Consider the following 20498-nt stretch of genomic DNA (forward strand, 5'->3'; position numbering starts at 1 on the left):
ATTCAATCCTGCACGCTATAATCAAATTTCTTGCCCATTTTGATAGTTACTCATGGATCCACTGATCAACTCCCCGGTCAAACACTGGTGTGAATTCGAATTTATTGCCAAAACCGTTAAAAACCCGAATATTCACATCAAGGGTAATTACAGTTACTATAGTGCTTACTGGGATCAGGGCTTTGAACGCTGTGTGGTGCGTTATCTGCATGAAAAGCCATCGACGATCAAAAAACCTGTGGATCAACTGCATATCGGCAATTTTGTCAGTTTTGGCACAGAATGCATCATTATGATGGGCGGCAACCAGTTACACCGGCATGACTGGATTTCCAGCTATCCGTTTAATACCAAGAGTTTTATCGCAGCGGGTGACACTATTATTGCAGATGGCGCATGGATCGGCAGCCGAGCCATGATCATGCCGGGCGTACAATTAGGTGAAGGCTGTGTCGTAGCAGCAGGCAGTGTGGTCACCAAAGATGTACCCCCTTATGCTATTGTGGCGGGCAGCCCTGCACAAATCGTGAAATATCGTTTTAATCAGACAGCTATCGAAAAGTTGCTGGCTCTAAAACTCTACACGCTGGATGAACAGCAAATTCTCGCCATGCGTGAACAATTACAGTCTGATGATATAGATGGGCTGATCGAGTATGTAAACACACTTCGTCAGCAACATTGACTTTAAAATCTGGTGGCTCAATTTTACATGCCTCTCCATCGAAAATTGTCAGACTGATAAAATAAAGTGCTACAACTTTTGCCTAATCGCTTGTAATTTAGGTTCCGTCGCGATGCCTTTCTCGCTAAACTCAAATCATCAGCTTAATTTTTAAATAGCATTACAATAAGGAAAAATGGATATGGCCTATCAACATATTTTAGTCCCAATTGATGGTTCCGAAACTTCATTCCTCGCGGTACAACAAGCCGCAGAATTCGCCAAAGCGTTTGGCAGCAAAGTCACCGTAGTCGAAGTACTGCTGCTTGATCCTTATATTGCAGATGAATATATCCGTACCGGTAAAAGTAATTCACTGATTGAAAGGGCACGTGAGTATTTGGTAAAAAATCTGCAACAAGCCAAAGCCAAATTTGCAGAAGTAGGTCTAGACGTAGAAACCAAACTGCTTGAAGGTGAATCTGTAAAAGACCAGATTGTACAAGGTGCGCAGGATTTACAGGCCGATCTGATCATCATCGGTTCACATGGCCGCAGTGGCTTAAAGAAATTTATCCTGGGCAGTGTGGCACAAGGGGTTCTGAATGAAACCTCATTACCCGTTCTAGTCGTTCGTTAAATGATGCTGCAGGGTGGAAGAAATTCAGCCCTGCAAATCCCTAAAAGCATGTAAGCCTCTTTTAAGCCATCAGAAGTTATTAGGATTTTCCAAACGCTGCACTTCTTGCACTTTTTCAGGATGGTAGACAGCTGCAACACCATCTTCAGCTTTTACATCCACCAATCCTTCCGGTTTATAGATGGTAATAATCTCATTACCCTGCGCATCTTCACTGACAATATATTTAAAGCCCTTGCGGTTCAGTTTGTGACATAAGCGCTGATACCAGCCTTTAAAGCCTTCCGTTTCTTCATCAGGATTGTAATAAAAGGCATTCATCACCGCCGGTAAACCTAAGCCACACACTACACCAGATAACAGTACGCTAATAAAAGCATAGCCAATCAAAATACTGCTGTAAGGACGTAATTCGGGTACGTTGGCCACTGCTAAAATCAATGCCAGCGAAATCCCACCGCGTACCCCGCCCCAGGATAAAATCATCAAACTGCCATTGTAACTTTTGCTTCGAAAAGACGGAAAAAAGGCAAAAGACAGATAATTCCCCACGAAACGGGATAAATGCAGCATCAAGAAGGCAAAAATCCCGCCCAGAATCAGGCTGATGCTCAAATCCAGAATAAACAGCTCCAGACCAATCAAGGTGAACAGGAAAGAATTAATAATACCTTCAACCGTATGCCAGAAATGGTTAATCTCACGAATCTCACGTGCTTCCAGGATATCTTTCCAGCGATTACCGACAATCAAGCCCCCAATGACACAGGCAATCGGAGCCGAAGCATGTGCCAATAATGCTACCAGATAAGAACCAGACGCCAATAAAGCAGTCGTGAGGATCAAAGATTCCATTTCATGCTTGCCACGCAGCAGACGCAAAATCGCCTGACCAAAGCCCCAGCCAATAATCACCGCAACGATGATTTCGTAAAGCAAAGTTTCCAGCGTTCCCACCAAGGAAAAATGTTCGCCCTGTAACACATACAGTAGCGTCATAAACAAGGCAATACACATGGCATCATTAAATAAGGATTCCCCTTCCAGCTTCACCATCAAATGATGCGGTGCCCGTACCGAGCTGAGCACCCCTTTAATCCCGATCGGGTCTGTGGCCCCTAAGGCTGCGCCAAGCAACAACAACACCAGAATTGGAACCGGATGACCAAGCAGCATCTGGAAGCCATACACCATACCGGCAAAGAATACTGCACACAGCACCAAGGCAATGCTGGCCAAAATCCCGATCGGCTTCCAGTGGCTGCGCAAATCCGAGATTTTGAACTTTAATGCCGAAGAGGTCAGGATAAAACAAATGACGCCATTGATCAGAAAATCATAGAAATCAATATGCCGGACAGCTTCCTCAATATTATGAATATTGATGGTAATAAACTGGTTGCCATGCAACAGGCTGGCACCCCACTGCAAAATAAAGACGAAAATCGCAGAAACAATCGGCACCCCGATCGCTTGCGGAAAACCCAGAATGCGTTTGTTAAAAATGGTCGTCGCAATGGAAAGTGCAAAAATAACGGTAAAGGCTTGCAGAAAGAAAAAATTGCCCATATTCCCTGTCCGGTCTGCGTCATCATGCGGGCATGATCACAGGTGATAATCAGCCTTCAGTGTAAAACAATTTTCCAACTCCACCATCGTTGTATTTGAAATTTCTACAAATCCTGTTGATATTCCACTGTAGTTTAACCTTACCCAATCCCCCCCCTTGAAACTAACCGAAAGAATAAGACCCTCTTCCTCTAGGCATAAAAAAACACGCTAGAGCGTGCTTTTTTCTGATCCGGGTTAAAGCTGACGAACAGAGAACGTATCACACTGTTGCATATCGCCAGTTTGCCAGCCCCGTTCAAACCAGCGCTGGCGTTGTTCACTACTGCCATGGGTAAAGCTATCCGGAACGACTTGCCCGGTTGAACGTTTTTGTAAATAGTCATCGCCAATTTTATGTGCTGCATCCATGGCTTCAGCAATATCCCCCTGCTCAAGGAACTGAGTACGCTGCTGATTATGGTGCGCCCAGATGCCGGCAAAACAGTCCGCCTGTAATTCTTGTCGTACCGAAAGCTGATTGGCTTCCACTTTGCCGACTTGACTGCGCTGTTGCTGCACTTGCTCGGAAATACCGGTAATGGTCTGGATATGATGTCCAACCTCATGCGCAATCACATAGGCTTGGGCAAAATCACCGGCCTGATCGCGTCGGGACAGTTCGGTCTGGTTCTGCTCACCGGATACCCCAAGCTCTTGGCGCATCTGCTGGAAGAAGCTGGTGTCGATATAGACTTTCTGGTCGGCTGGGCAATAGAACGGTCCCATCGCGGATTGAGCCGTACCACAACCCGAGTTCACTACGCCACTAAACAACACCAGTTTGGGTGACTGATACTGGGCACCCTTCTGTTTAAAAATTGGAGTCCAGGTATCTTCGGTATCCGCCAGAATTGTACCCACAAAATTTGCAGCTTCCTGCTGTTCCGGTGTGGGATTTTCCAGTGCTGAAGCAGTAGATTGTTGAGCCGTGACCTGTTGGGTCGCCTGATAGGCCTGTTGCGGATCAACACCAAAAAACTTCCAGGCCACAAAAGCCACGATCAAACCCAAAATACTGATGCCGCCAGCTTTGGCACCAGCGCCACCACGACGGTCTTCCAAATTTGTACTAACACGACGACCTTTCCAACGCATAAGCATCATCCTTTTTGGTTATTATCAATGAGGATTTCTGGCCAGATCAGCGTGCTTTACGGGTTTAATTATGATGATTTCGGCCAGAATTTTTGTACTGTACCCACCAATAGCAGCACCAGGAAGCCTGCAATCAAGCCTAGTCCCAGATTCAGCAGGGTCGGTGTGATTGCTCCAATCACGTTTCCGACATTTGGAATCAGTTCCGCGCTGTCTGCCGTATGTTCGCTAAAGTGATGAATCAAAGGTACAGCATGGCTAATAATGCCCCCACCCACCAGGAACATCGCGACCGTTCCCACAATCGACAGGGTTTTCATTAAGATTGGCGCAAAAGCCAACAGTGCACGACCTAAATTTTGTTTCATTTGTGCATGTTGTTGTGACAAATACAAACCCAAATCGTCAATTTTTACAATCATCGCGACTAAACCATACACACCAATGGTCATAATGATGGCAATCACACTCAGCACTGAAACCTTTTGCATAAAGCTCGCTGTCGCTACAGTACCTAGCGTAATCACCACAATCTCAGCTGACAGAATAAAATCGGTACGGACAGCCCCCTTGATTTTTTCTTTTTCAAAGGTTTCCAGATCTATCTCTTCCTGAATCAGCTCGGCTTTGGCTTCTTCAGCCGTATGCGGCTTTTTCTTGTGCAGGGAGTGGATGACTTTTTCCACACCTTCATAACATAAAAACAAACCACCAATCACCAACAGCGGACTGATCAACCACGGTGCTACCACACTGATCAACAAGGCCAATGGCACCAAAATCAGTTTGTTAATAAAAGAACCTTTCGCTACCCCCCAAACCACAGGCAACTCACGATCAGCACGAATTCCACTGACCTGCTGCGCATTCAAGGCCAGGTCATCCCCCAAAACCCCCGCGGTTTTTTTGGTGGCCATTTTGCTCATCATGGCAACGTCATCCAAAATTGTCGCAATATCATCTAACAGTAAAAGTAAGCTGCTCGCCATGTTATATTCCTAGTGTCTTATTTATTCAGGCATTTTAAAGTGCCTGCCTGGTTTTATATATCAGCTTTGTATGAATAAACTGTTTTTTTAGATTTTTTCTGGTGTCTGTATTTACGCTAGCCCCCCCAATCCAGATTTTATGCCTTACAATATCGGCATTCTTTAGATTAATGCTGTAGTAACCCTACCTTTTGGAATCAATAATGAGTAATCAAGATACTCGCCCAGTAATTTTGACGGGCGACCGTACCACAGGACAATTACACTTAGGACATTTTGTCGGTTCCCTGCGCTCTCGTGTCGGTTTACAGGACAGCCATCATCAACACTTGTTACTCGCCGATGCCCAAGCATTGACTGATAACGCGGATAACGTAGAAAAAGTACGCAGCAACGTGATTGAAGTAGCAACTGACTATCTAGCAGTCGGGATTGATCCAAGCAAGACTACGATTTGTGTGCAATCTTGCTTGCCAGCACTCAATGAATTGACCATGTTGTACCTCAATTTTGTGACCGTGGCGCGTTTGGAACGCAATCCAACGATCAAGTCTGAAATCCAGCTACGTGGCTTCGAGCGTGATATTCCAGCCGGCTTCCTGTGCTATCCAGTCGCTCAAGCGGCAGACATTACCGCATTCAAGGCAACCGTCGTGCCGGTCGGTGAAGACCAGATTCCAATGATCGAACAGACCAATGAAATCGTGCGTCGTGTCAACCGTCAGATTGGTCGTGACTTACTGCCAGAATGTAAAGCGCTATTGTCGAATGTTGGCCGTTTACCCGGCTTTGATGGCAAAGCGAAAATGTCGAAATCTTTGGGCAATACCATCGTGCTGAATGCGACCGACAAAGACATCAAGAAAGCGGTCAATGCCATGTACACCGATCCGAACCATTTGCGTATTGAAGATCCAGGTCAGGTGGAAGGCAACGTGGTGTTTACGTATCTGGATGCTTTTGACACCAACAAGGAAGAACTGGAAGAGCTAAAAGCGCATTATCGTCGTGGTGGTTTAGGTGACGGTACGGTGAAAAAACGTCTGGAAGGTATTCTGAAAGACTTGATTGGGCCAATCCGTGAACGCCGTAATGAACTGTCGAAAGATCCAGATTACATCATGGACGTGTTGCGTGAAGGTACGGAAAAATGCCGCATCATCACCCAGCAGACCCTGGATGAAGTGAAAGATGGTTTAGGTCTGTTCCGTTTCTAAGTCATTTTTCTAAAAATAAACCCGCTGATTGCGGGTTTATTTTTTCTTTCAGATCATAGAATTAGATGACTTCAACCACGATCTTTCCAATATGATCACCGGTATCCATCGCGCTATGCGCCTGTTGAATCTCGGAAAATTTAAAGGTTTTGTAGATCATTGGCAGACATTCACCTTTGGCTAACAATGGCCAAACCACTGCCTTCAGACCTTGCGCAATTTCCGCTTTTTCTGCGGTATTGCGGGCACGCATGGTCGAACCGGTAATGGTCAAACGCTTCATCATGATCGGGCCTAATTTGGCCTCTTTCACTTTGGCACCACCTAAGAATGCCAGATAAACCAGACGGCCATCTTTACGCAGCAAATTCAGGTTACGTTCGAAATAAGGTGCACCGACAATATCCAGCACGACATCCACACCATGATTGTCGGATTTTTCATTGATATAAGTTTCGAAATCATCGGTTTTATAGTTGATGGCATCGGTCAAATGCGCAATCGCCTGCACTTTCTCATCTGAACCGACTGTGGCAAAGGTCTTAATGCCTAAAGCCTTACACAACATCAATGCGGTCGTCCCGATCCCGCTGCTGCCGCCATGAATCAGCACGGTTTCACCCGCTTTGGCTTTGCCCATCTGGAACAGGTTGGCCCAAACGGTAAAGAAAGTTTCCGGAATCGCCGCAGCCTGAATAAAGCTCACACCTGCTGGAATGTTCAACGTCTGACTGGCTGGTACGACACAATACTCGGCATAGCCACCGCCATTGGTCAAACCGCAGACTTGATCTCCGACTTTAAATTCGCTGACTTCACTGCCAACGGCTTCCACCACACCGGCTACTTCCAGCCCAGGAACAGGCGTGACGCCTTTCGGCATCGGATACAGCCCCTGACGTTGCAGAATATCCGGACGGTTCAAACCAAAGGCATGGACTTTAACCAATACTTCATTGGCTGCTGGAACCGGAATATCGGTCGTTTGTATTGCCAGTTTTTCCGGGCCACCCGGTTCAGTAATCACCACCTGTTGCATGTGTGCCTGTGCCATTCACGCGATTCCTTGTTGACTGTATTTTTTTCAGCCCTGATTTAAACATAAACGCTGCCACGAAAAAACCCATCAGAACCGGCTATAATCCATAATCAGATCTCGGTACTATTTGATCAGCAGGAACAACTTATGGCAAATATCGTGGAATACAACGAAGATAACTTTTCGGATTTTGAACGCTATGAAGGCGTTGCCATGATTGGTTTTTATGCGCCTTGGTGCGAGTCCTGCGGACTGCTCAACTTACGTCTGCAACAATTGGCTGCACAATTTGACGAAGTTAAATTTGGCCAGGTCAATGTTGATCAAGCACCGATTGTGACCCTGCGCTACAATGTCTATGGTCTGCCAACACTGCTGATTTTTAAGCATGGCGTGATTGTCGAACGGATTGGCGGGCTGCAGTCTTTGGCACGCTATGCGAAAACCCTGCGCGCCGCACTCGCGGAGGACTAATTCAATTAGCGATTTGCATGGAAAAATGCTGCCTTAACTGGATTGAGATTTCTTAGCGTTTGTACTACTTGCCACTCGACGATGTTTCAGTGGTGATGACCAGGGATGAAAATCTGTTTCACTCAATTGTGCCGCAGCCTTCTCTTCATCTTCGAGCTCACGGATAATCCGGTAAATCATGCTGGAAACAATTGATTGTTCATTGGACTTTTTCATGATCACGATCAACTCGCGGTAAAAGGTTTCCTCGCCCAAGTGAATGACATTGAGATTTTTTTGCTGTTCACGCCATGGGGTATTATGCGGAATTAGAGCCACCCCCAAGCCATTTTCCACCATTTTCACAATCGCCTCGACATCTTCGAGTTCCAAAAATTCCTGTACCTCAATCTGATGTTTGGCCAGAAAATTGTTAATGATATTGCCGCCAAATGATGAACAGTCATAACGGATAAAGGGATATTTTTTCAGGATGTCCTTGTAGTCCGTGGCAGTGACCTCCTTCGGCGTGACCAGCACAAACGCTTCTTTGCACAGCGGGTAATAACTGAACTCTTTGGACAAGGGAAAACACGGTCGAATAATCACCGCGAGGTTAATTTCGCCATTTTCCACCATATTCAGTAAATTAAAAGACACCCCCGGTAAAATCCGGACTTTGGTATACGGCAGATAGTCTTTAAATTTCTTCAGTAATTGCGGAAAAAACCCGGATTGAATCGAGGAAATTGCACCAATTTTGATGGTGCCTTTATATGCAATCAGTGATTCAGGCTGTTTGATTTTTTCCACCAGCTGCATAATTTCTTCAGCATGTTTAATCACCCGCAAGCCTTCCACATTAAGCGCTGCTTTACGGCCAATTCGCTCAAACAGGGCAATGCCAAGCTGCTGTTCCAGGGATTTCATTTGTGCACTGACCGCCGCTTGGGTCAAACCAATATGCTGTCCGGCGGCACTAAACGAACCATATTGCTTGATCGCAATCAGTGTCTTTAATTCACTGAACATTGACTTTATCCATTCATATACAAATATTTCTTATCAATAAGATAAAAACAATTAGTTTTCAATTAGTTTTTTTTGTGAATATGATGATGCCTATAGTCAATATTCAAATTTAGCAACACGGTTGATTGCATTATGCACATTCAATACAGAGTGCTGATGTATTTCATTGAGTCACAAGGAGGAAGTCGTGAGCAATATCTTAAGGATGCTAAAACAGGACTGGTCTATTTCAGCCACAATCGCAGGTTTCTTGGCGGTGCTGATTTCCTATGCGGGTCCACTGATTATCTTTTTTCAGGCGGCACAACAAGCTCAGGTTTCTCCTACCATGATGGCCTCCTGGATCTGGGGCGTTTCGATTGGTGCGGCGATTACCGGGATTTTCCTGTCCATCAAATACAAAACCCCGATCATTACCGCCTGGTCTGCACCCGGTACTGCTTTGCTGGTCACGCTGTTTCCGGATCTCTCTCTCAATGAAGCGGTTGGTGCCTATATCACAGCGGCCGTGGTGATGTTATTGATTGGTTGGAGTGGCTATTTCGATAAACTGGTGAAAATGATTCCGCCGAGCATTGCTGCAGCAATGATGGCCGGTATTCTGTTCCAGTTTGGCTTAGGCTTGTTCAAAGCCAGCAACTCGATGCCTTATCTGGTGTTTGGCATGTTACTGTGTTATTTGCTCGCAAAACGCTTTTCTCCACGTTATGCCATGATTTGGGTGTTGCTCGCCGGAATTGCCATGACGGTGTTGATGGGACGGATGAATCCAGTCAGTATGGATTTCTCCTTTGCCGTACCACAATTCATTCAACCGGAATGGACGTGGACCTCCACCATTAACTTTGCCTTACCCTTAATTCTGGTCAGTCTGTCCGGACAGTTTTTACCCGGCATGGCCATTTTAAAACTCAGTGGCTACGACACGCCGGCCAAGCCGATTATTACTATGACAAGTATCGCCTCACTGGCAGTTTCTGTAGTGGGTGGAATTAGTATTGTCATCGCGGCGATTACGGCCGCATTATGTACCGGTAAAGATGCGCATGAGCTGAAAGAAAAACGTTATATCGCCGGGATTGCCAATGGCCTGTTTTATATTTTAGGCGGCCTATTTGCCGGTAGTATCGTGATGCTGTTTAGCTTGCTGCCTAAAGAGCTAGTTGCGGCTTTGGCTGGACTAGCATTACTTGGCGCGATTGCCACTAATATCACCACTGCAATTAAAGAAGAATCACATCGTGACAGTGCACTGATTACCTTTATTGCGACCGTTTCAGGCATGAGCTTTCTCGGCTTGAGCTCAGTGTTTTGGGGCATCTGTATTGGCCTGATTGCGCATCTCATTCTGACCAAACGTGAAGCTGCCGTTAAAGCAACTGAACAACTGCAAACCGCAAAAAATTAAGATATCTGAAAAATAAAAAACCCGCTCGAAAGCGGGTTTTTTATTGCATGGTTTCAGTCTTATAGACGAACCAATGGCAAAATCTGTTCAGCCAGTTCTTCGGCAGTTTCAGCAGTCAAGCTAACATCCGTGCCTTCAGCAACTGCAGTAATCACCACGATACCAGTTTCACGCAATAAAGCCACCTGCTCAGCCGTTAAGCCCACTTTGGCAATGGCGACGATACCATTTTGCAACAGCAGGCTTTCAATCGCTTGCGCCTGTTCCAATGCTTTTTCAGGTACAGTCACCGCAGCCGGTTTTTGTCCTAAACGCGCTGCACGGTCTTCAGCAGAAACAGGCTTGGCATGGGCAGTCCACTCGACCGACTCTTCCACCATCCCTGCACCGATCGTCACGTTATTTAAACGATCAATGAAGATAAACGCGCCGGTATAACGGCTGTCCTGATAACGGTCAAATACCACTGGCGCATCAAATTCAATCGTCACATCCGCAATCGCATTGAGATCCAGATGATCCACCTGCATATGCTCAAGTGTATTCACGTTCACGCGGTAGTTAATTGCAGTCACTTTGGCAGGAACGGTTTGTGTTCCCACTTTCAGATTATACAGTTTACCGATGACTAGGGGCTGGTCATTCATCCAGACCACAGTGGCACGCACTGAGCGTGAAATATGTGGGGCTTCCTGATCCGCACGCACCAGCATGTTGCCACGGGATACGTCAATTTCATCATTCAAGGTTAATGTCACCGCCTGACCAGCAATCGCGTGTTGCAGATTGCCATCAAAGGTCACAATTTCTTTAATCGTTGAACGTTTGCCGGATGGAAGTGCAATGATTTCATCACCCACGCTGACATCACCGAGCGCAATCGTACCAGCAAAACCACGGAAATCGAGGTTCGGACGGTTGACATACTGCACTGGGAAGCGGAAATCGTGCTTGGCAGAACCACGGTTGATTTCTACCGTTTCCAAAATTCCCATCAAGGTTTCACCTTGATACCATGGAGTATTGGCAGACTTGTTCACCACGTTATCGCCATTCAAGGCAGAAATTGGCGCGAACAAAATGTTGCTTGGTTTGCGGTCACCCAACTGGTTGACGAATTCCTGATATTGCGCCTGAATCTCGTTGAAACGTGCTTCAGAGAATTCCACCAAATCCATTTTATTGATCGCCACCACGATATTTTTAATACCGAGCAGGCTGGCAATATAGGTATGACGGCGGGTCTGGGTTTGTACACCATAACGTGCATCAATCAGGATGATCGCCAGGTCACAGGTCGATGCACCGGTCGCCATGTTACGCGTGTACTGTTCGTGTCCCGGCGTATCGGCAATGATAAACTTGCGTTTTTCCGTCGAGAAATAACGGTACGCAACATCAATAGTAATCCCCTGCTCACGTTCCGCTTGTAAGCCATCAACGAGCAATGCAAGGTCAGGTGCATCACCGGTCGTACCGACTTTTTTACTGTCACGGGTCACGGCTTGTAACTGATCTTCATAGATCAGTTTTGAATCATACAGCAAGCGACCAATCAGGGTACTTTTACCATCATCGACGTTACCGCAGGTCAAAAAGCGCAACAGGTCTTTACTTTCGTGCTGTTTTAAATAGGCCAGAATGTCCTGGCTAATCAGTTCAGACTGATGAGACATAGCTCAGCTCCACAAATCTTAGAAACGTTTTAGAAATAGCCTTCTTGCTTTTTCTTTTCCATCGAACCCGCCTCATCATGGTCAATCATACGACCCTGACGTTCGGAGCTTGTGGTTAAAAGCATTTCCTGAATAATGTCCGGCAAGGTATCCGCTGTGGATTCCACTGCACCCGTTAATGGGTAACAACCCAAGGTACGGAAACGGACCGATTTCATTTGTGGGACTTCACCCTCATGGAGTGGCATACGCTCATCATCCACCATGATCAAGGTACCGCTACGCTCCACCACAGGACGTTCTGCAGCGAAGTACAAAGGCACCAACGGAATCTGCTCAAGATAGATGTATTGCCAGATATCCAGTTCAGTCCAGTTCGACAATGGGAAAACACGGATGCTTTCGCCCTTGTTCACTTTACCGTTGTAGATATTCCACAATTCTGGACGCTGGTTTTTTGGATCCCAGCGGTGTTTGCTGTCACGGAAAGAATACACACGCTCTTTGGCACGCGACTTTTCTTCATCACGACGTGCACCACCAAAAGCAGCATCAAAACCGTATTTGTCCAAAGCCTGTTTCAGACCTTGAGTTTTCATGATGTCGGTGTATTTGGAGCTGCCATGGTCAAACGGATTAATCCCAGCGTCCACCCCTTCCTTATTTTGGTGCACAATCAGATCAAAGCCATGTTTTTTGGCCATGTCATCACGGAACTTGATCATGTCGCGGAATTTCCAGCCGGTATCGACATGCAATAAAGGGAAAGGTAGTTTTGCAGGATAGAACGCTTTCAAGGCAAGGTGCAGCATCACTGCTGAATCTTTACCAATCGAATACAACATCACCGGATTTTCAAATTCGGCAGCAACCTCACGAATAATGTGGATGCTTTCAGCTTCTAACTGTTTAAGATGTGTAAGTCTTTCCTCAGTTGGAGGAACGATTGCCATAACAACTCCGGATGTATCTGTGTTTCAAGATGAGTGTGATGCTTTATTCAGCATCATACAAATGATATTCATTATAGTGATGAACAAATCATTCCTTTTGCATTTTTTGTGATATTGATATTCCAATTCATCATATAACCTTGGTCTAAAGGCCCGGTGACTTTTTATTCCTTGGCTAGCCTAGAATACAAGATAAACAACCTATTCTCTCTATTTATACAAACAACCCACCTAAAAACTTCAAGTTTTCAGCTTTGTTCCCTACCCTGACCAGTTATTGTGAACAGCAATCAGCTTATCGCTCTAAACTCTAGCAGTACAATCCACTCTTTGTTTCAATACACAAAGCCTTTACATTAAAAGATAAGGCATTTTTTCACAGGGCCCATCATGACGCTTTCTGTCCAACAGACTAAAACACAACTTGAAGCCGCCCATGTGGCAGGTTTTATTTATCAGCAAGACAATCTGCTGGTTCTACAGGAACCCCTTACTCTAGAGCAGAAAGACCAGAATGTGTTTATCCAGCATGATGAAACTGCTGATCAGCTCGGGATCCAGTTTGGGATCAAAGTTGTTGAAGAGCAGATTGAATTACTGATTGGCATTACCCATAGCAATCAGGATAAAAGTTATGAAATCGGCGCGGGCAATCTCAGAGGTGAACAACGTGCCTTTAACCTCCTTTATGCATTTTATAATTATCCGAAAGGCTTTTATCTGGTACGCCTGCCTTTAATGAGCGATGCAGAAAGTTTGCAAGATGCACTCGACAGTCAACTTTTCCAACTGGAACAGATGGCATTTCTGAATAGCGCAGTTCAAACCAATGCATTGGGTGAGCAAATTTACTGGATGAAATCATTTATTGTGCAGCAGAGTCTCGACATGCAACAACGTTTACGAGCTGCGTTAAATGGCTAATACACAGCCATAAAAAATCCCCTCGATTGAGGGGATTTTTGCATCTAGAAAAATTAAGCTTCTTTACGACGCATATGCGGGAACAAGATTACATCACGGATACTTGGTGCATCAGCAAAAATCATCACCAGACGGTCGATGCCGATCCCTTCACCTGCGGTCGGAGGAAGACCGTATTCCAACGCTTCAACAAACTCGGCATCATAATGCATCGCTTCATCATCACCGGCATCTTTTTCAGCAACTTGCGCCTGGAAGCGTTCTGCCTGATCAATCGGGTCATTCAGCTCGCTGAAACCATTCGCCAGTTCACGACCACCGATAAAGAACTCGAAACGATCAGTGATGTGCGGGTTTTCATCATTACGGCGTGCCAGAGGCGAAGTTTCCGCTGGATATTCGGTAATGAAGGTTGGCTGACGTAATTTAGTCTCGACGGTTTCTTCAAACACGATGGTCTGCAATTTACCCAAGCCGAAAGAAGGTTTCACTTCTTCTTTCAACACCTCTTTAATGAACTTCGCCAGGAACTCACGGTCACCAACATTTTCAGGAGTAAATTCCGGATTATGTTCAAGGATCGCATCAAACATGGAAATCTTTTTGTATGGACCTTTGAAATGGAATACTTCACCCTGATACGGCACATCGGTTGAACCCAAAATATCGTGCGCCAGTTTTTCCAGCATGTCTTCAGTCAAGGCCATCAAATCTTTGTAATCCGCATAAGCCTGATAGAATTCAATCATGGTGAATTCTGGGTTATGACGGGTTGATACGCCTTCATTACGGAAGTTACGGTTGATTTCAAAAACACGCTCAAAACCACCGACGACCAAACGTTTCAAATAAAGCTCTGGTGCGATACGCAAGAACAGTGGCATGTCCAAAGCATTATGATGCGTTTCGAACGGACGCGCTGAAGCACCACCCGGAATGATATGCATCATTGGGGTTTCCACTTCCATAAAACGGTGCTGAGTCAAATAGTGACGAATACCAGCAACCACTTTGGCACGAATTTCAAAGGTACGGCGTGTTTCTTCATTGACAATCAAGTCTAAATAACGCTTACGGTATTTAACTTCAGTATCGGTCAAACCGTGGAATTTGTCTGGAAGCGGACGTAAAGACTTGGTCAACAGTTCACAAGCTTCAAGGTGCACATATAAGTCACCTTTACCTGAACGACCAATATAGCCTTCCGCTGCAATAATGTCCCCTAGGTCGAGTGACTTAATCATCGCCAATGTCGCTTCAGGTAAACCTTTACGGTCCACATACAACTGGATGCGACCACTCATGTCCTGAATGACCATGAAAGAGCCACGGTTCAACATGACGCGACCCGCAACTTTTACATAGACTTTTTCACCTGATTCAATTTCTTCTTTGCTTTTTTCGTGAAACTCGGCTTGTAAGTCCGCCGCATAATGCTCACGTTTGAACGTATTTGGCCAAGGGCTTGTGCCGTTTTCTTGCGCCTGCGCTTGAATTTGCTTTAACTTGGCATGACGCTGTGCAATTAAATCGTTTTCGGAAATTTGTTGTTCAGAAGTCGATTGAGCGTTGTGTTGCGTCATCATCTGCCTCGAAAAATTTAAATAAAAAAGAAGTCGTATAGCATAGCAGAATTACAAAAAATTTCGAATCTATTGACCACAACACGACTAAAAAATAATTTTTACATTTTCACAACATTTGTGGGCAGTTTTGCACCATTGCCTTAGACCAATAGCTAAGTGGCAGCCCGAAAAGCTGTTCGTAGAATGAAGGTCGATGAAAGTTCTCGGTGCTTTCTTCTTTTTATCTTTGCTAATTTTTATTTTTGATTGCGTGACATAATAATGAACGAAAGCACTATCAAGATTCTGTTCTTGCATGGCTTGGACTCCTCAAAGGACTCCACCAAGTTCCATGCCATTCATTCTCACAACAAGTTTTGTATTGAAGTCGATTACCGCAACCTCAACTTTGCCACCGTACAAGCCTTCTACAGTGAAATTATTGCCAAAATTAAACCCCAACTGCTGGTCGGTCATTGCTTGGGGGGCTATTGGGCATTAAAAATGTCAGCACAGCATGGGCTGGCAGCAGTGGTGGCCAATCCGAACTTATCTCCCGATTTTCGTGATGACTACCCCCCAATCAATGAGCAGGATCTGGATCATGACATTCCGCAAATGGCCTATTTGGAACTTGGCGATGAAATCCTGGATATGAACCAGGTACTGGCGCAACTTGAACCCTTTATGCTGATCGAAACCTTTGCCGGCGGACATCACCGTCTTGAGCATCCCGAAAACACCAATGGTTTAATTGAACAAGTCAGCAAACAGCTGTTATCAGCCACTTTGTAATGGATGCCGAGTTTCTCAAAATTCAGGCATAAAAAAAGCCTTGTACAAACAAGACTTTTTAAATGATATGACTTAAGCAACTTTTTTGGCTTCAGCCTGTGTCGTATTGAGTACTGGCCAGATCGGTAAGCCTAAGTCACGGTGCATATGCGGTAAATCCAACAAAATGCTCGCACCTAAAACAGTATGCTCACATTTCTCGGCCAATTGACGCACCGCTTTTAACGTACCACCCGTCGCCAAAACGTCATCCACAATGATGACTTTTTGTGGTGCTACATCAGCTGCCATTTCCAAACGGTCGACACCATATTCCAAGCTATAACCCACACCCACCACTGGCGGTGGCAGTTTACCTGCTTTACGAACCAAAAGTAGGCCCTTTTCTAAACGCTGAGCGAGCAAACTGGCCAACACAAAACCACGTGCTTCTACAGCAACAAAACTTTCTACTTCATCCAACATGTCCTGCGGCATGTTTGCAATTAATGCATCCGCCAATGAAGCCAAATTTTGCATAAACAACGGTGTAAGATCATAAAAGCAGATACCTGGTTTTGGGAAATCTTGCACTGTACGGATATTCGACCAAAGTGTAGCTGACAAATTCATCATGGGAGAGGAAAGCAAAATAAGAAGACGCACAAATTTTAACGTTTAAAATGATCAATGCCTAGCCAAAAAAGGATAATTAAGACACTTGGAAATTTAGTTATTTATATAAATTATTGATTTTATTACAACCATTTTTTTAAATTATATTGGGTATATGATTTAATTATTATAGATTACATGAAAAGTTCATTTTTAGCTGTTAGACCATGGTCTAAATTAACCATTTTGCACCTTTTTCAGATGATTATAGACCCCCCCTCTCCGAACTCTAGCTTTCTCTATAACCCTCAATTGAATCCTCATAGAAAATTTATCGTACGATCTCAAAATAATTCTGCCGGCAACGCAGGAGAATCGCTGAGATTCACTTTACTTTGCCGATAGAACTGCGTAAAAATTCAATTAATCTATGGCAATGGTCATATGTTTAAACCTTATTGCGGTGAATGGTAAAAAATCCGCTATAGCCATCAGTGTTGGGAGAATTGAATGAAAAAGTATCAATGCATCGTGTGTGGATGGATTTATGATGAAGCACTCGGTTGGCCGCAAGATGGCATTGCTCCAGGTACAAAATGGGAAGATGTACCAGAAGATTGGACCTGCCCAGACTGTGGCGTCTCCAAAGCAGATTTTGAAATGATTGAAGTCTAATTGAGAATCAAAGACCATGTTTTCATGGTCTTTTTTTATGCCACCTGCCGAGATTTTATCTATGCAAAATAATCTTCATCCTATCGTTATTATTGGTTCAGGCATGGCGGGTTATACCGTGGCGCGTGAAATCCGCAAACTGAGCCCTGAACAAGCGCTGGTGATGATTTGCGCCGATGATGCTGCCAACTACGCAAAACCAACTTTATCCAATGCCTTGGTCGGCAAAAAAACACCTGAAAATATCGCATTAGGCGATGCTGCAAAAATGAGTGCACAGCTCAACATGCGCATTGAGACCCATACCTGGGTTAAGCAAATCCATAGCGAACAGCATGAACTCTTATTGGAAAAAGACGGTGAAAGCAGCACCCAAGCCTACTCAAAACTGATCTTGGCTGTTGGCGCAAATCCGATTCGCCTCGCCATCGCAGGAGATGGCAGTGATGACATTCATGTGGTGAACTCATTGAATGATTATCGTGCTTTCCGGGAAAATCTTGAAAAACGCAAAGACAAGCGTGTGGTCATTTTAGGCGCTGGACTGATTGGCTGTGAGTTTGCCAATGATTTGCAAAACACCGGTCACGATGTCACGGTGATTGACCTGTCACCGTTGCCTTTAGGTCGTTTATTACCGGCTTATGTCGCTGAAGAGTTCCAGAAAAATCTAGAAGACAGCGGAATCAAGTTTATCCTTGCCACGACGGTCGAAAAAGTCACCAAAATCAACAATGGTGAAGATTATGCGGTCATGTTAGCCAATGGCCATAGTCTGGTGGCGGATATTGTACTCAGTGCCGTGGGCTTACAACCAAATATTGCTTTAGCGAAAACTGGTGGGATTCATACCAGTCGTGGCATTTTGACCAACAGCCTGCTGGAAACCAATCAGCCTGATATTTATGCAGTCGGTGACTGTGCAGAAGTGAATGGCACTTTGTTGCCGTATGTCATGCCTATCATGCAACAGGCTCGCGCACTGGCCAAAACCCTGACCGGTCAAAGCACGCATGTTCATTACCCAGCAATGCCTGTCGCAGTAAAAACCCCGGCGGCCCCTTTAACGGTATTGCCGGCACCCACCGATGTGGATGTGAACTGGGAAACTGAAGAATTTGACGATGGCATGATTGCCAAAGCTTTTGATAGCGAAGGCACTTTACGCGGTTTTGTCCTGCTCGGTGCAACAGCAGCCAAACAGCGACTGGCCTTGACCAAACTGGTGCCAGACTTGATTCCTGCTGCAGTTTAAGCGTTTAATATAAAGGACATTTATTTAAAATGTCCTTTATAGAGAGGGCGCTCAACATGAACAGTGCTTTGCAGTTTAGTGTGTCTCCTTATACCCCATTCATGCAGGAAACCAAAGTCGAACTGGGCAATGGCATTACCCTGCATGTTGAAGTGGGCGGTCATCCCGAGCATCCAGCAGTTCTGTTAATCATGGGCCTGGGTGCACAAATGCTTTACTGGCCTGATTTTTTATGCAAGTCCCTGATCGATCAAGGTTTTCGTGTCATCCGCTTTGATAATCGTGATATTGGACTTTCCTCCAAAGTTCCACATCAAGGTCCGCCGCTCAACACCATCAAACTGATGGGACGTTTTGCACTCGGTCTCGAAAATCAGGGTGCCCCTTATACCCTGCATGATATGGCAGATGATGCCGCTTTACTGACTGAACAGTTACAACTCGATCAGGTCTATGTACTCGGGGCGTCCATGGGGGGAATGATCGCACAAATCCTGGCCGCTAAATATCCAGAAAAAGTCAACAAACTAGGCTTGATGTTTACCAGTAACAACCAGCCTCTTTTACCTCCACCTTTTCCAAAACAATTACTCAGTTTACTAGAGAAACCAGCCTCGAATGATGAGGCGGGCATTATTGACCATAGCCTCAAACTGTTTAACCTGATTGGTTCACCCGGCCATATCAATCCAATTGAAGCCATTCAAACTGCACGAAAATTATATCAACGCAGTTATTACCCGGCGGGTGTACTTCAACAGTTTTTAGCAATATTATGTACGGGCTCCTTGCTTCAACTGGACAAACAGATCGCGCAACCGACGTTGATCGTACATGGTTCGCAAGACCGTTTGCTCCCGCCAAGTCATGGTAAAGCTGTTGCGAAAGCGATCTCAGGCGCAAAATTTGAATTAATTCATGGAATGGGGCATGATATTCCCCCGCATTTCATACCTCAAATTAGCGGTTTATTTGCTCATCACTTTAAATAAACATTAGGACACTATGGCTGCATTACCCTCCTTAAGACAGCTGTCATACCTCGTTACACTGTCTGAAACGTTGCACTTTACTGAAGCAGCGCGCCGTTCGTTCGTGACCCAGTCGACTCTGTCGGGCGGGATCATGGAGCTAGAGCGCCTTCTAGGTGGTGTACTTGTTGAACGTGATCGGCAAAATGTTCGTTTGACACCATTAGGCGAACAGGTCGTAGCACGTGCCCGTGTTCTTTTGGCCGATGCACAAGACCTGATGCGCTTAAGTCGTGAAATGAGCGAGCCGCTAACCGGCGACTTACATCTGGGAATTATTCCAACCATTGCACCCTTCATTTTGTCAGCCTTACTGGATGAAGTGCATAAACAGCTGCCAAAAATTCAGCTGCATTTGCATGAAGCACAAAGTGAAAAAATTGTCGAAAAACTCGAGCATGGCAATCTCGACATGGTGGTGCTTGCCCTGCCGTTTGACACGCGCAGTCTAAAAGTGGCTGAAATCGCCAAAGAAAGCCTATATCTGGTTTGCCATAAATCCGATCAGCACTCGGCTACCGCACGTTCCTTGCAAGATCTGGATTTATCTCGCCTGATGTTATTGGAAGAAGGTCATTGCTTGCGTGATCACGCACTCAGCGCCTGTCCGGTGGGGGAACGTAAAAATGATCACCGTTTGAAAGCGAGCTCATTACCGACTCTAGTTGAAATGGTTTCGTCTAATCTTGGTTTCACCTTGCTGCCTGAAATTGCAACACATAGCCACATGATTAAGTACAATTCTGAACTGGTGGTCAAAGCAATTGATGCTGCTCCAAGCCGCACCCTTGCCTTGGTCACGCGTAAGAGCACGCCACTACAAAGTGAATTTGATGTCTTGCTGCAGGTTTTACAAAAAATCGTCAATAACCTGAATTAATT

At 45.2% G+C, this 20498-nt stretch carries 20 protein-coding genes; 11 read left to right on the forward strand and 9 right to left on the reverse strand.

All coding sequences use genetic code 11. The annotated features are described in order from the left end of the window. Positions 1-52: 52 nt before the first annotated feature. Both PAE54_RS03275 and PAE54_RS03280 read left to right on the forward strand, forming a co-directional pair. On the forward strand, positions 53-685 hold the full coding sequence (locus tag PAE54_RS03275; protein ID WP_326518413.1) for a CatB-related O-acetyltransferase: 633 nt from the start codon (positions 53-55) through the stop codon (positions 683-685). Positions 686-866: 181 nt separating this feature from the next. After that, positions 867-1304 (forward strand): universal stress protein, encoded by a 438-nt coding sequence (locus tag PAE54_RS03280; protein ID WP_326518414.1) that lies wholly within the window; start codon positions 867-869, stop codon positions 1302-1304. Positions 1305-1373: 69 nt separating this feature from the next. Here the strand turns inward: PAE54_RS03280 and PAE54_RS03285 are convergent, their stop codons facing one another. The 3 genes from PAE54_RS03285 to PAE54_RS03295 form a co-directional block, all read right to left on the reverse strand. After that, positions 1374-2873 (reverse strand): cation:proton antiporter, encoded by a 1500-nt coding sequence (locus PAE54_RS03285; RefSeq protein WP_326518415.1) that lies wholly within the window; start codon positions 2871-2873, stop codon positions 1374-1376. Positions 2874-3110: 237 nt separating this feature from the next. Further along, positions 3111-4010 carry a KPN_02809 family neutral zinc metallopeptidase gene (gene ypfJ / locus PAE54_RS03290; protein ID WP_326518416.1) on the reverse strand — a complete coding sequence of 300 codons (900 nt, stop codon included), beginning with the start codon at positions 4008-4010 and terminating at the stop codon, positions 3111-3113. 68 nt (positions 4011-4078) lie between these two features. Then, positions 4079-4999: a DUF808 domain-containing protein gene (locus PAE54_RS03295; protein ID WP_326518417.1), complete on the reverse strand. Its 921-nt coding sequence runs from the start codon at positions 4997-4999 to the stop codon at positions 4079-4081. Positions 5000-5202: 203 nt separating this feature from the next. On the opposite strand from PAE54_RS03295, the gene trpS reads away from it, so the two are divergent. Beyond that, a complete protein-coding gene (gene trpS / locus PAE54_RS03300) occupies positions 5203-6216 on the forward strand; it encodes a tryptophan--tRNA ligase (protein ID WP_273777221.1) in 1014 nt (337 codons plus the stop codon). A gap of 61 nt (positions 6217-6277) precedes the next feature. Here the strand turns inward: trpS and PAE54_RS03305 are convergent, their stop codons facing one another. After that, a complete protein-coding gene (locus PAE54_RS03305; protein WP_326518418.1) occupies positions 6278-7270 on the reverse strand; it encodes an NAD(P)H-quinone oxidoreductase in 993 nt (330 codons plus the stop codon). A 132-nt stretch (positions 7271-7402) separates the two neighbouring features. Between PAE54_RS03305 and PAE54_RS03310 the strand changes: the two genes are divergently transcribed. Then, positions 7403-7729: a thioredoxin family protein gene (locus PAE54_RS03310; protein ID WP_326518419.1), complete on the forward strand. Its 327-nt coding sequence runs from the start codon at positions 7403-7405 to the stop codon at positions 7727-7729. A gap of 33 nt (positions 7730-7762) precedes the next feature. On the opposite strand, the gene PAE54_RS03315 is transcribed toward PAE54_RS03310, so the two are convergent. Next, the gene (locus PAE54_RS03315; RefSeq protein ID WP_326518420.1) at positions 7763-8740 is read right to left on the reverse strand and encodes a LysR family transcriptional regulator; all 978 of its coding nucleotides are present in this window, start codon (positions 8738-8740) and stop codon (positions 7763-7765) included. Between the two features lie 205 nt (positions 8741-8945). Between PAE54_RS03315 and benE the strand changes: the two genes are divergently transcribed. Beyond that, the gene (gene benE / locus PAE54_RS03320) at positions 8946-10148 is read left to right on the forward strand and encodes a benzoate/H(+) symporter BenE (protein WP_442784374.1); all 1203 of its coding nucleotides are present in this window, start codon (positions 8946-8948) and stop codon (positions 10146-10148) included. A 59-nt stretch (positions 10149-10207) separates the two neighbouring features. On the opposite strand, the gene cysN is transcribed toward benE, so the two are convergent. Then, positions 10208-11824 carry a sulfate adenylyltransferase subunit CysN gene (gene cysN, locus PAE54_RS03325; protein ID WP_326518422.1) on the reverse strand — a complete coding sequence of 539 codons (1617 nt, stop codon included), beginning with the start codon at positions 11822-11824 and terminating at the stop codon, positions 10208-10210. 29 nt (positions 11825-11853) lie between these two features. Then, the gene (gene cysD, locus PAE54_RS03330; RefSeq protein WP_273777227.1) at positions 11854-12777 is read right to left on the reverse strand and encodes a sulfate adenylyltransferase subunit CysD; all 924 of its coding nucleotides are present in this window, start codon (positions 12775-12777) and stop codon (positions 11854-11856) included. 390 nt (positions 12778-13167) lie between these two features. Here cysD and PAE54_RS03335 point away from each other — a divergent pair, with 390 nt between their 5' ends. After that, positions 13168-13701 carry a hypothetical protein gene (locus PAE54_RS03335; protein WP_326518423.1) on the forward strand — a complete coding sequence of 178 codons (534 nt, stop codon included), beginning with the start codon at positions 13168-13170 and terminating at the stop codon, positions 13699-13701. Between the two features lie 53 nt (positions 13702-13754). Here PAE54_RS03335 and lysS read toward each other — a convergent pair whose 3' ends face one another. Next, positions 13755-15284 carry a lysine--tRNA ligase gene (lysS, locus tag PAE54_RS03340; protein WP_326518449.1) on the reverse strand — a complete coding sequence of 510 codons (1530 nt, stop codon included), beginning with the start codon at positions 15282-15284 and terminating at the stop codon, positions 13755-13757. Between the two features lie 264 nt (positions 15285-15548). Here lysS and PAE54_RS03345 point away from each other — a divergent pair, with 264 nt between their 5' ends. Continuing rightward, complete coding sequence (locus tag PAE54_RS03345) at positions 15549-16061, forward strand: YqiA/YcfP family alpha/beta fold hydrolase (RefSeq protein ID WP_326518424.1); 513 nt, start codon at positions 15549-15551, stop codon at positions 16059-16061. Between the two features lie 72 nt (positions 16062-16133). Here the strand turns inward: PAE54_RS03345 and PAE54_RS03350 are convergent, their stop codons facing one another. Then, the gene (locus tag PAE54_RS03350; RefSeq protein ID WP_273777230.1) at positions 16134-16676 is read right to left on the reverse strand and encodes an adenine phosphoribosyltransferase; all 543 of its coding nucleotides are present in this window, start codon (positions 16674-16676) and stop codon (positions 16134-16136) included. A 489-nt stretch (positions 16677-17165) separates the two neighbouring features. Here PAE54_RS03350 and rubA point away from each other — a divergent pair, with 489 nt between their 5' ends. From rubA to oxyR, 4 genes are all read left to right on the forward strand, one after another. Beyond that, positions 17166-17330 (forward strand): rubredoxin RubA, encoded by a 165-nt coding sequence (gene rubA, locus PAE54_RS03355; protein ID WP_273777231.1) that lies wholly within the window; start codon positions 17166-17168, stop codon positions 17328-17330. A gap of 61 nt (positions 17331-17391) precedes the next feature. Then, a complete protein-coding gene (gene rubB, locus PAE54_RS03360) occupies positions 17392-18585 on the forward strand; it encodes a rubredoxin reductase RubB (protein ID WP_326518425.1) in 1194 nt (397 codons plus the stop codon). 56 nt (positions 18586-18641) lie between these two features. Next, a complete protein-coding gene (gene estB / locus PAE54_RS03365; protein WP_273777233.1) occupies positions 18642-19577 on the forward strand; it encodes an esterase EstB in 936 nt (311 codons plus the stop codon). Positions 19578-19590: 13 nt separating this feature from the next. Continuing rightward, positions 19591-20496 carry a LysR family transcriptional regulator OxyR gene (oxyR, locus tag PAE54_RS03370; protein WP_326518426.1) on the forward strand — a complete coding sequence of 302 codons (906 nt, stop codon included), beginning with the start codon at positions 19591-19593 and terminating at the stop codon, positions 20494-20496. Positions 20497-20498: the final 2 nt, after the last annotated feature.

The organism is Acinetobacter minutum (assembly GCF_035916735.1).
Taxonomy (GTDB): domain Bacteria; phylum Pseudomonadota; class Gammaproteobacteria; order Pseudomonadales; family Moraxellaceae; genus Acinetobacter.

Bases quoted from the DNA above. Each gene is read 5' to 3' on its own strand.
- PAE54_RS03350 (WP_273777230.1), bottom strand. From the start codon at position 16,676: ATGATGAATTTGTCAGCTACACTTTGGTCGAATATCCGTACAGTGCAA.
- trpS (WP_273777221.1), top strand. From the start codon at position 5,203: ATGAGTAATCAAGATACTCGCCCAGTAATTTTGACGGGCGACCGTACC.
- cysD (WP_273777227.1), bottom strand. From the start codon at position 12,777: ATGGCAATCGTTCCTCCAACTGAGGAAAGACTTACACATCTTAAACAG.
- rubB (WP_326518425.1), top strand. From the start codon at position 17,392: ATGCAAAATAATCTTCATCCTATCGTTATTATTGGTTCAGGCATGGCG.
- benE (WP_442784374.1), top strand. From the start codon at position 8,946: ATGCTAAAACAGGACTGGTCTATTTCAGCCACAATCGCAGGTTTCTTG.
- lysS (WP_326518449.1), bottom strand. From the start codon at position 15,284: ATGACGCAACACAACGCTCAATCGACTTCTGAACAACAAATTTCCGAA.
- PAE54_RS03315 (WP_326518420.1), bottom strand. From the start codon at position 8,740: ATGTTCAGTGAATTAAAGACACTGATTGCGATCAAGCAATATGGTTCG.
- PAE54_RS03335 (WP_326518423.1), top strand. From the start codon at position 13,168: ATGACGCTTTCTGTCCAACAGACTAAAACACAACTTGAAGCCGCCCAT.
- cysN (WP_326518422.1), bottom strand. From the start codon at position 11,824: ATGTCTCATCAGTCTGAACTGATTAGCCAGGACATTCTGGCCTATTTA.
- PAE54_RS03345 (WP_326518424.1), top strand. From the start codon at position 15,549: ATGAACGAAAGCACTATCAAGATTCTGTTCTTGCATGGCTTGGACTCC.
- PAE54_RS03295 (WP_326518417.1), bottom strand. From the start codon at position 4,999: ATGGCGAGCAGCTTACTTTTACTGTTAGATGATATTGCGACAATTTTG.
- PAE54_RS03275 (WP_326518413.1), top strand. From the start codon at position 53: ATGGATCCACTGATCAACTCCCCGGTCAAACACTGGTGTGAATTCGAA.
- PAE54_RS03305 (WP_326518418.1), bottom strand. From the start codon at position 7,270: ATGGCACAGGCACACATGCAACAGGTGGTGATTACTGAACCGGGTGGC.
- oxyR (WP_326518426.1), top strand. From the start codon at position 19,591: ATGGCTGCATTACCCTCCTTAAGACAGCTGTCATACCTCGTTACACTG.
- PAE54_RS03280 (WP_326518414.1), top strand. From the start codon at position 867: ATGGCCTATCAACATATTTTAGTCCCAATTGATGGTTCCGAAACTTCA.
- PAE54_RS03285 (WP_326518415.1), bottom strand. From the start codon at position 2,873: ATGGGCAATTTTTTCTTTCTGCAAGCCTTTACCGTTATTTTTGCACTT.
- estB (WP_273777233.1), top strand. From the start codon at position 18,642: ATGAACAGTGCTTTGCAGTTTAGTGTGTCTCCTTATACCCCATTCATG.
- PAE54_RS03310 (WP_326518419.1), top strand. From the start codon at position 7,403: ATGGCAAATATCGTGGAATACAACGAAGATAACTTTTCGGATTTTGAA.
- ypfJ (WP_326518416.1), bottom strand. From the start codon at position 4,010: ATGCGTTGGAAAGGTCGTCGTGTTAGTACAAATTTGGAAGACCGTCGT.
- rubA (WP_273777231.1), top strand. From the start codon at position 17,166: ATGAAAAAGTATCAATGCATCGTGTGTGGATGGATTTATGATGAAGCA.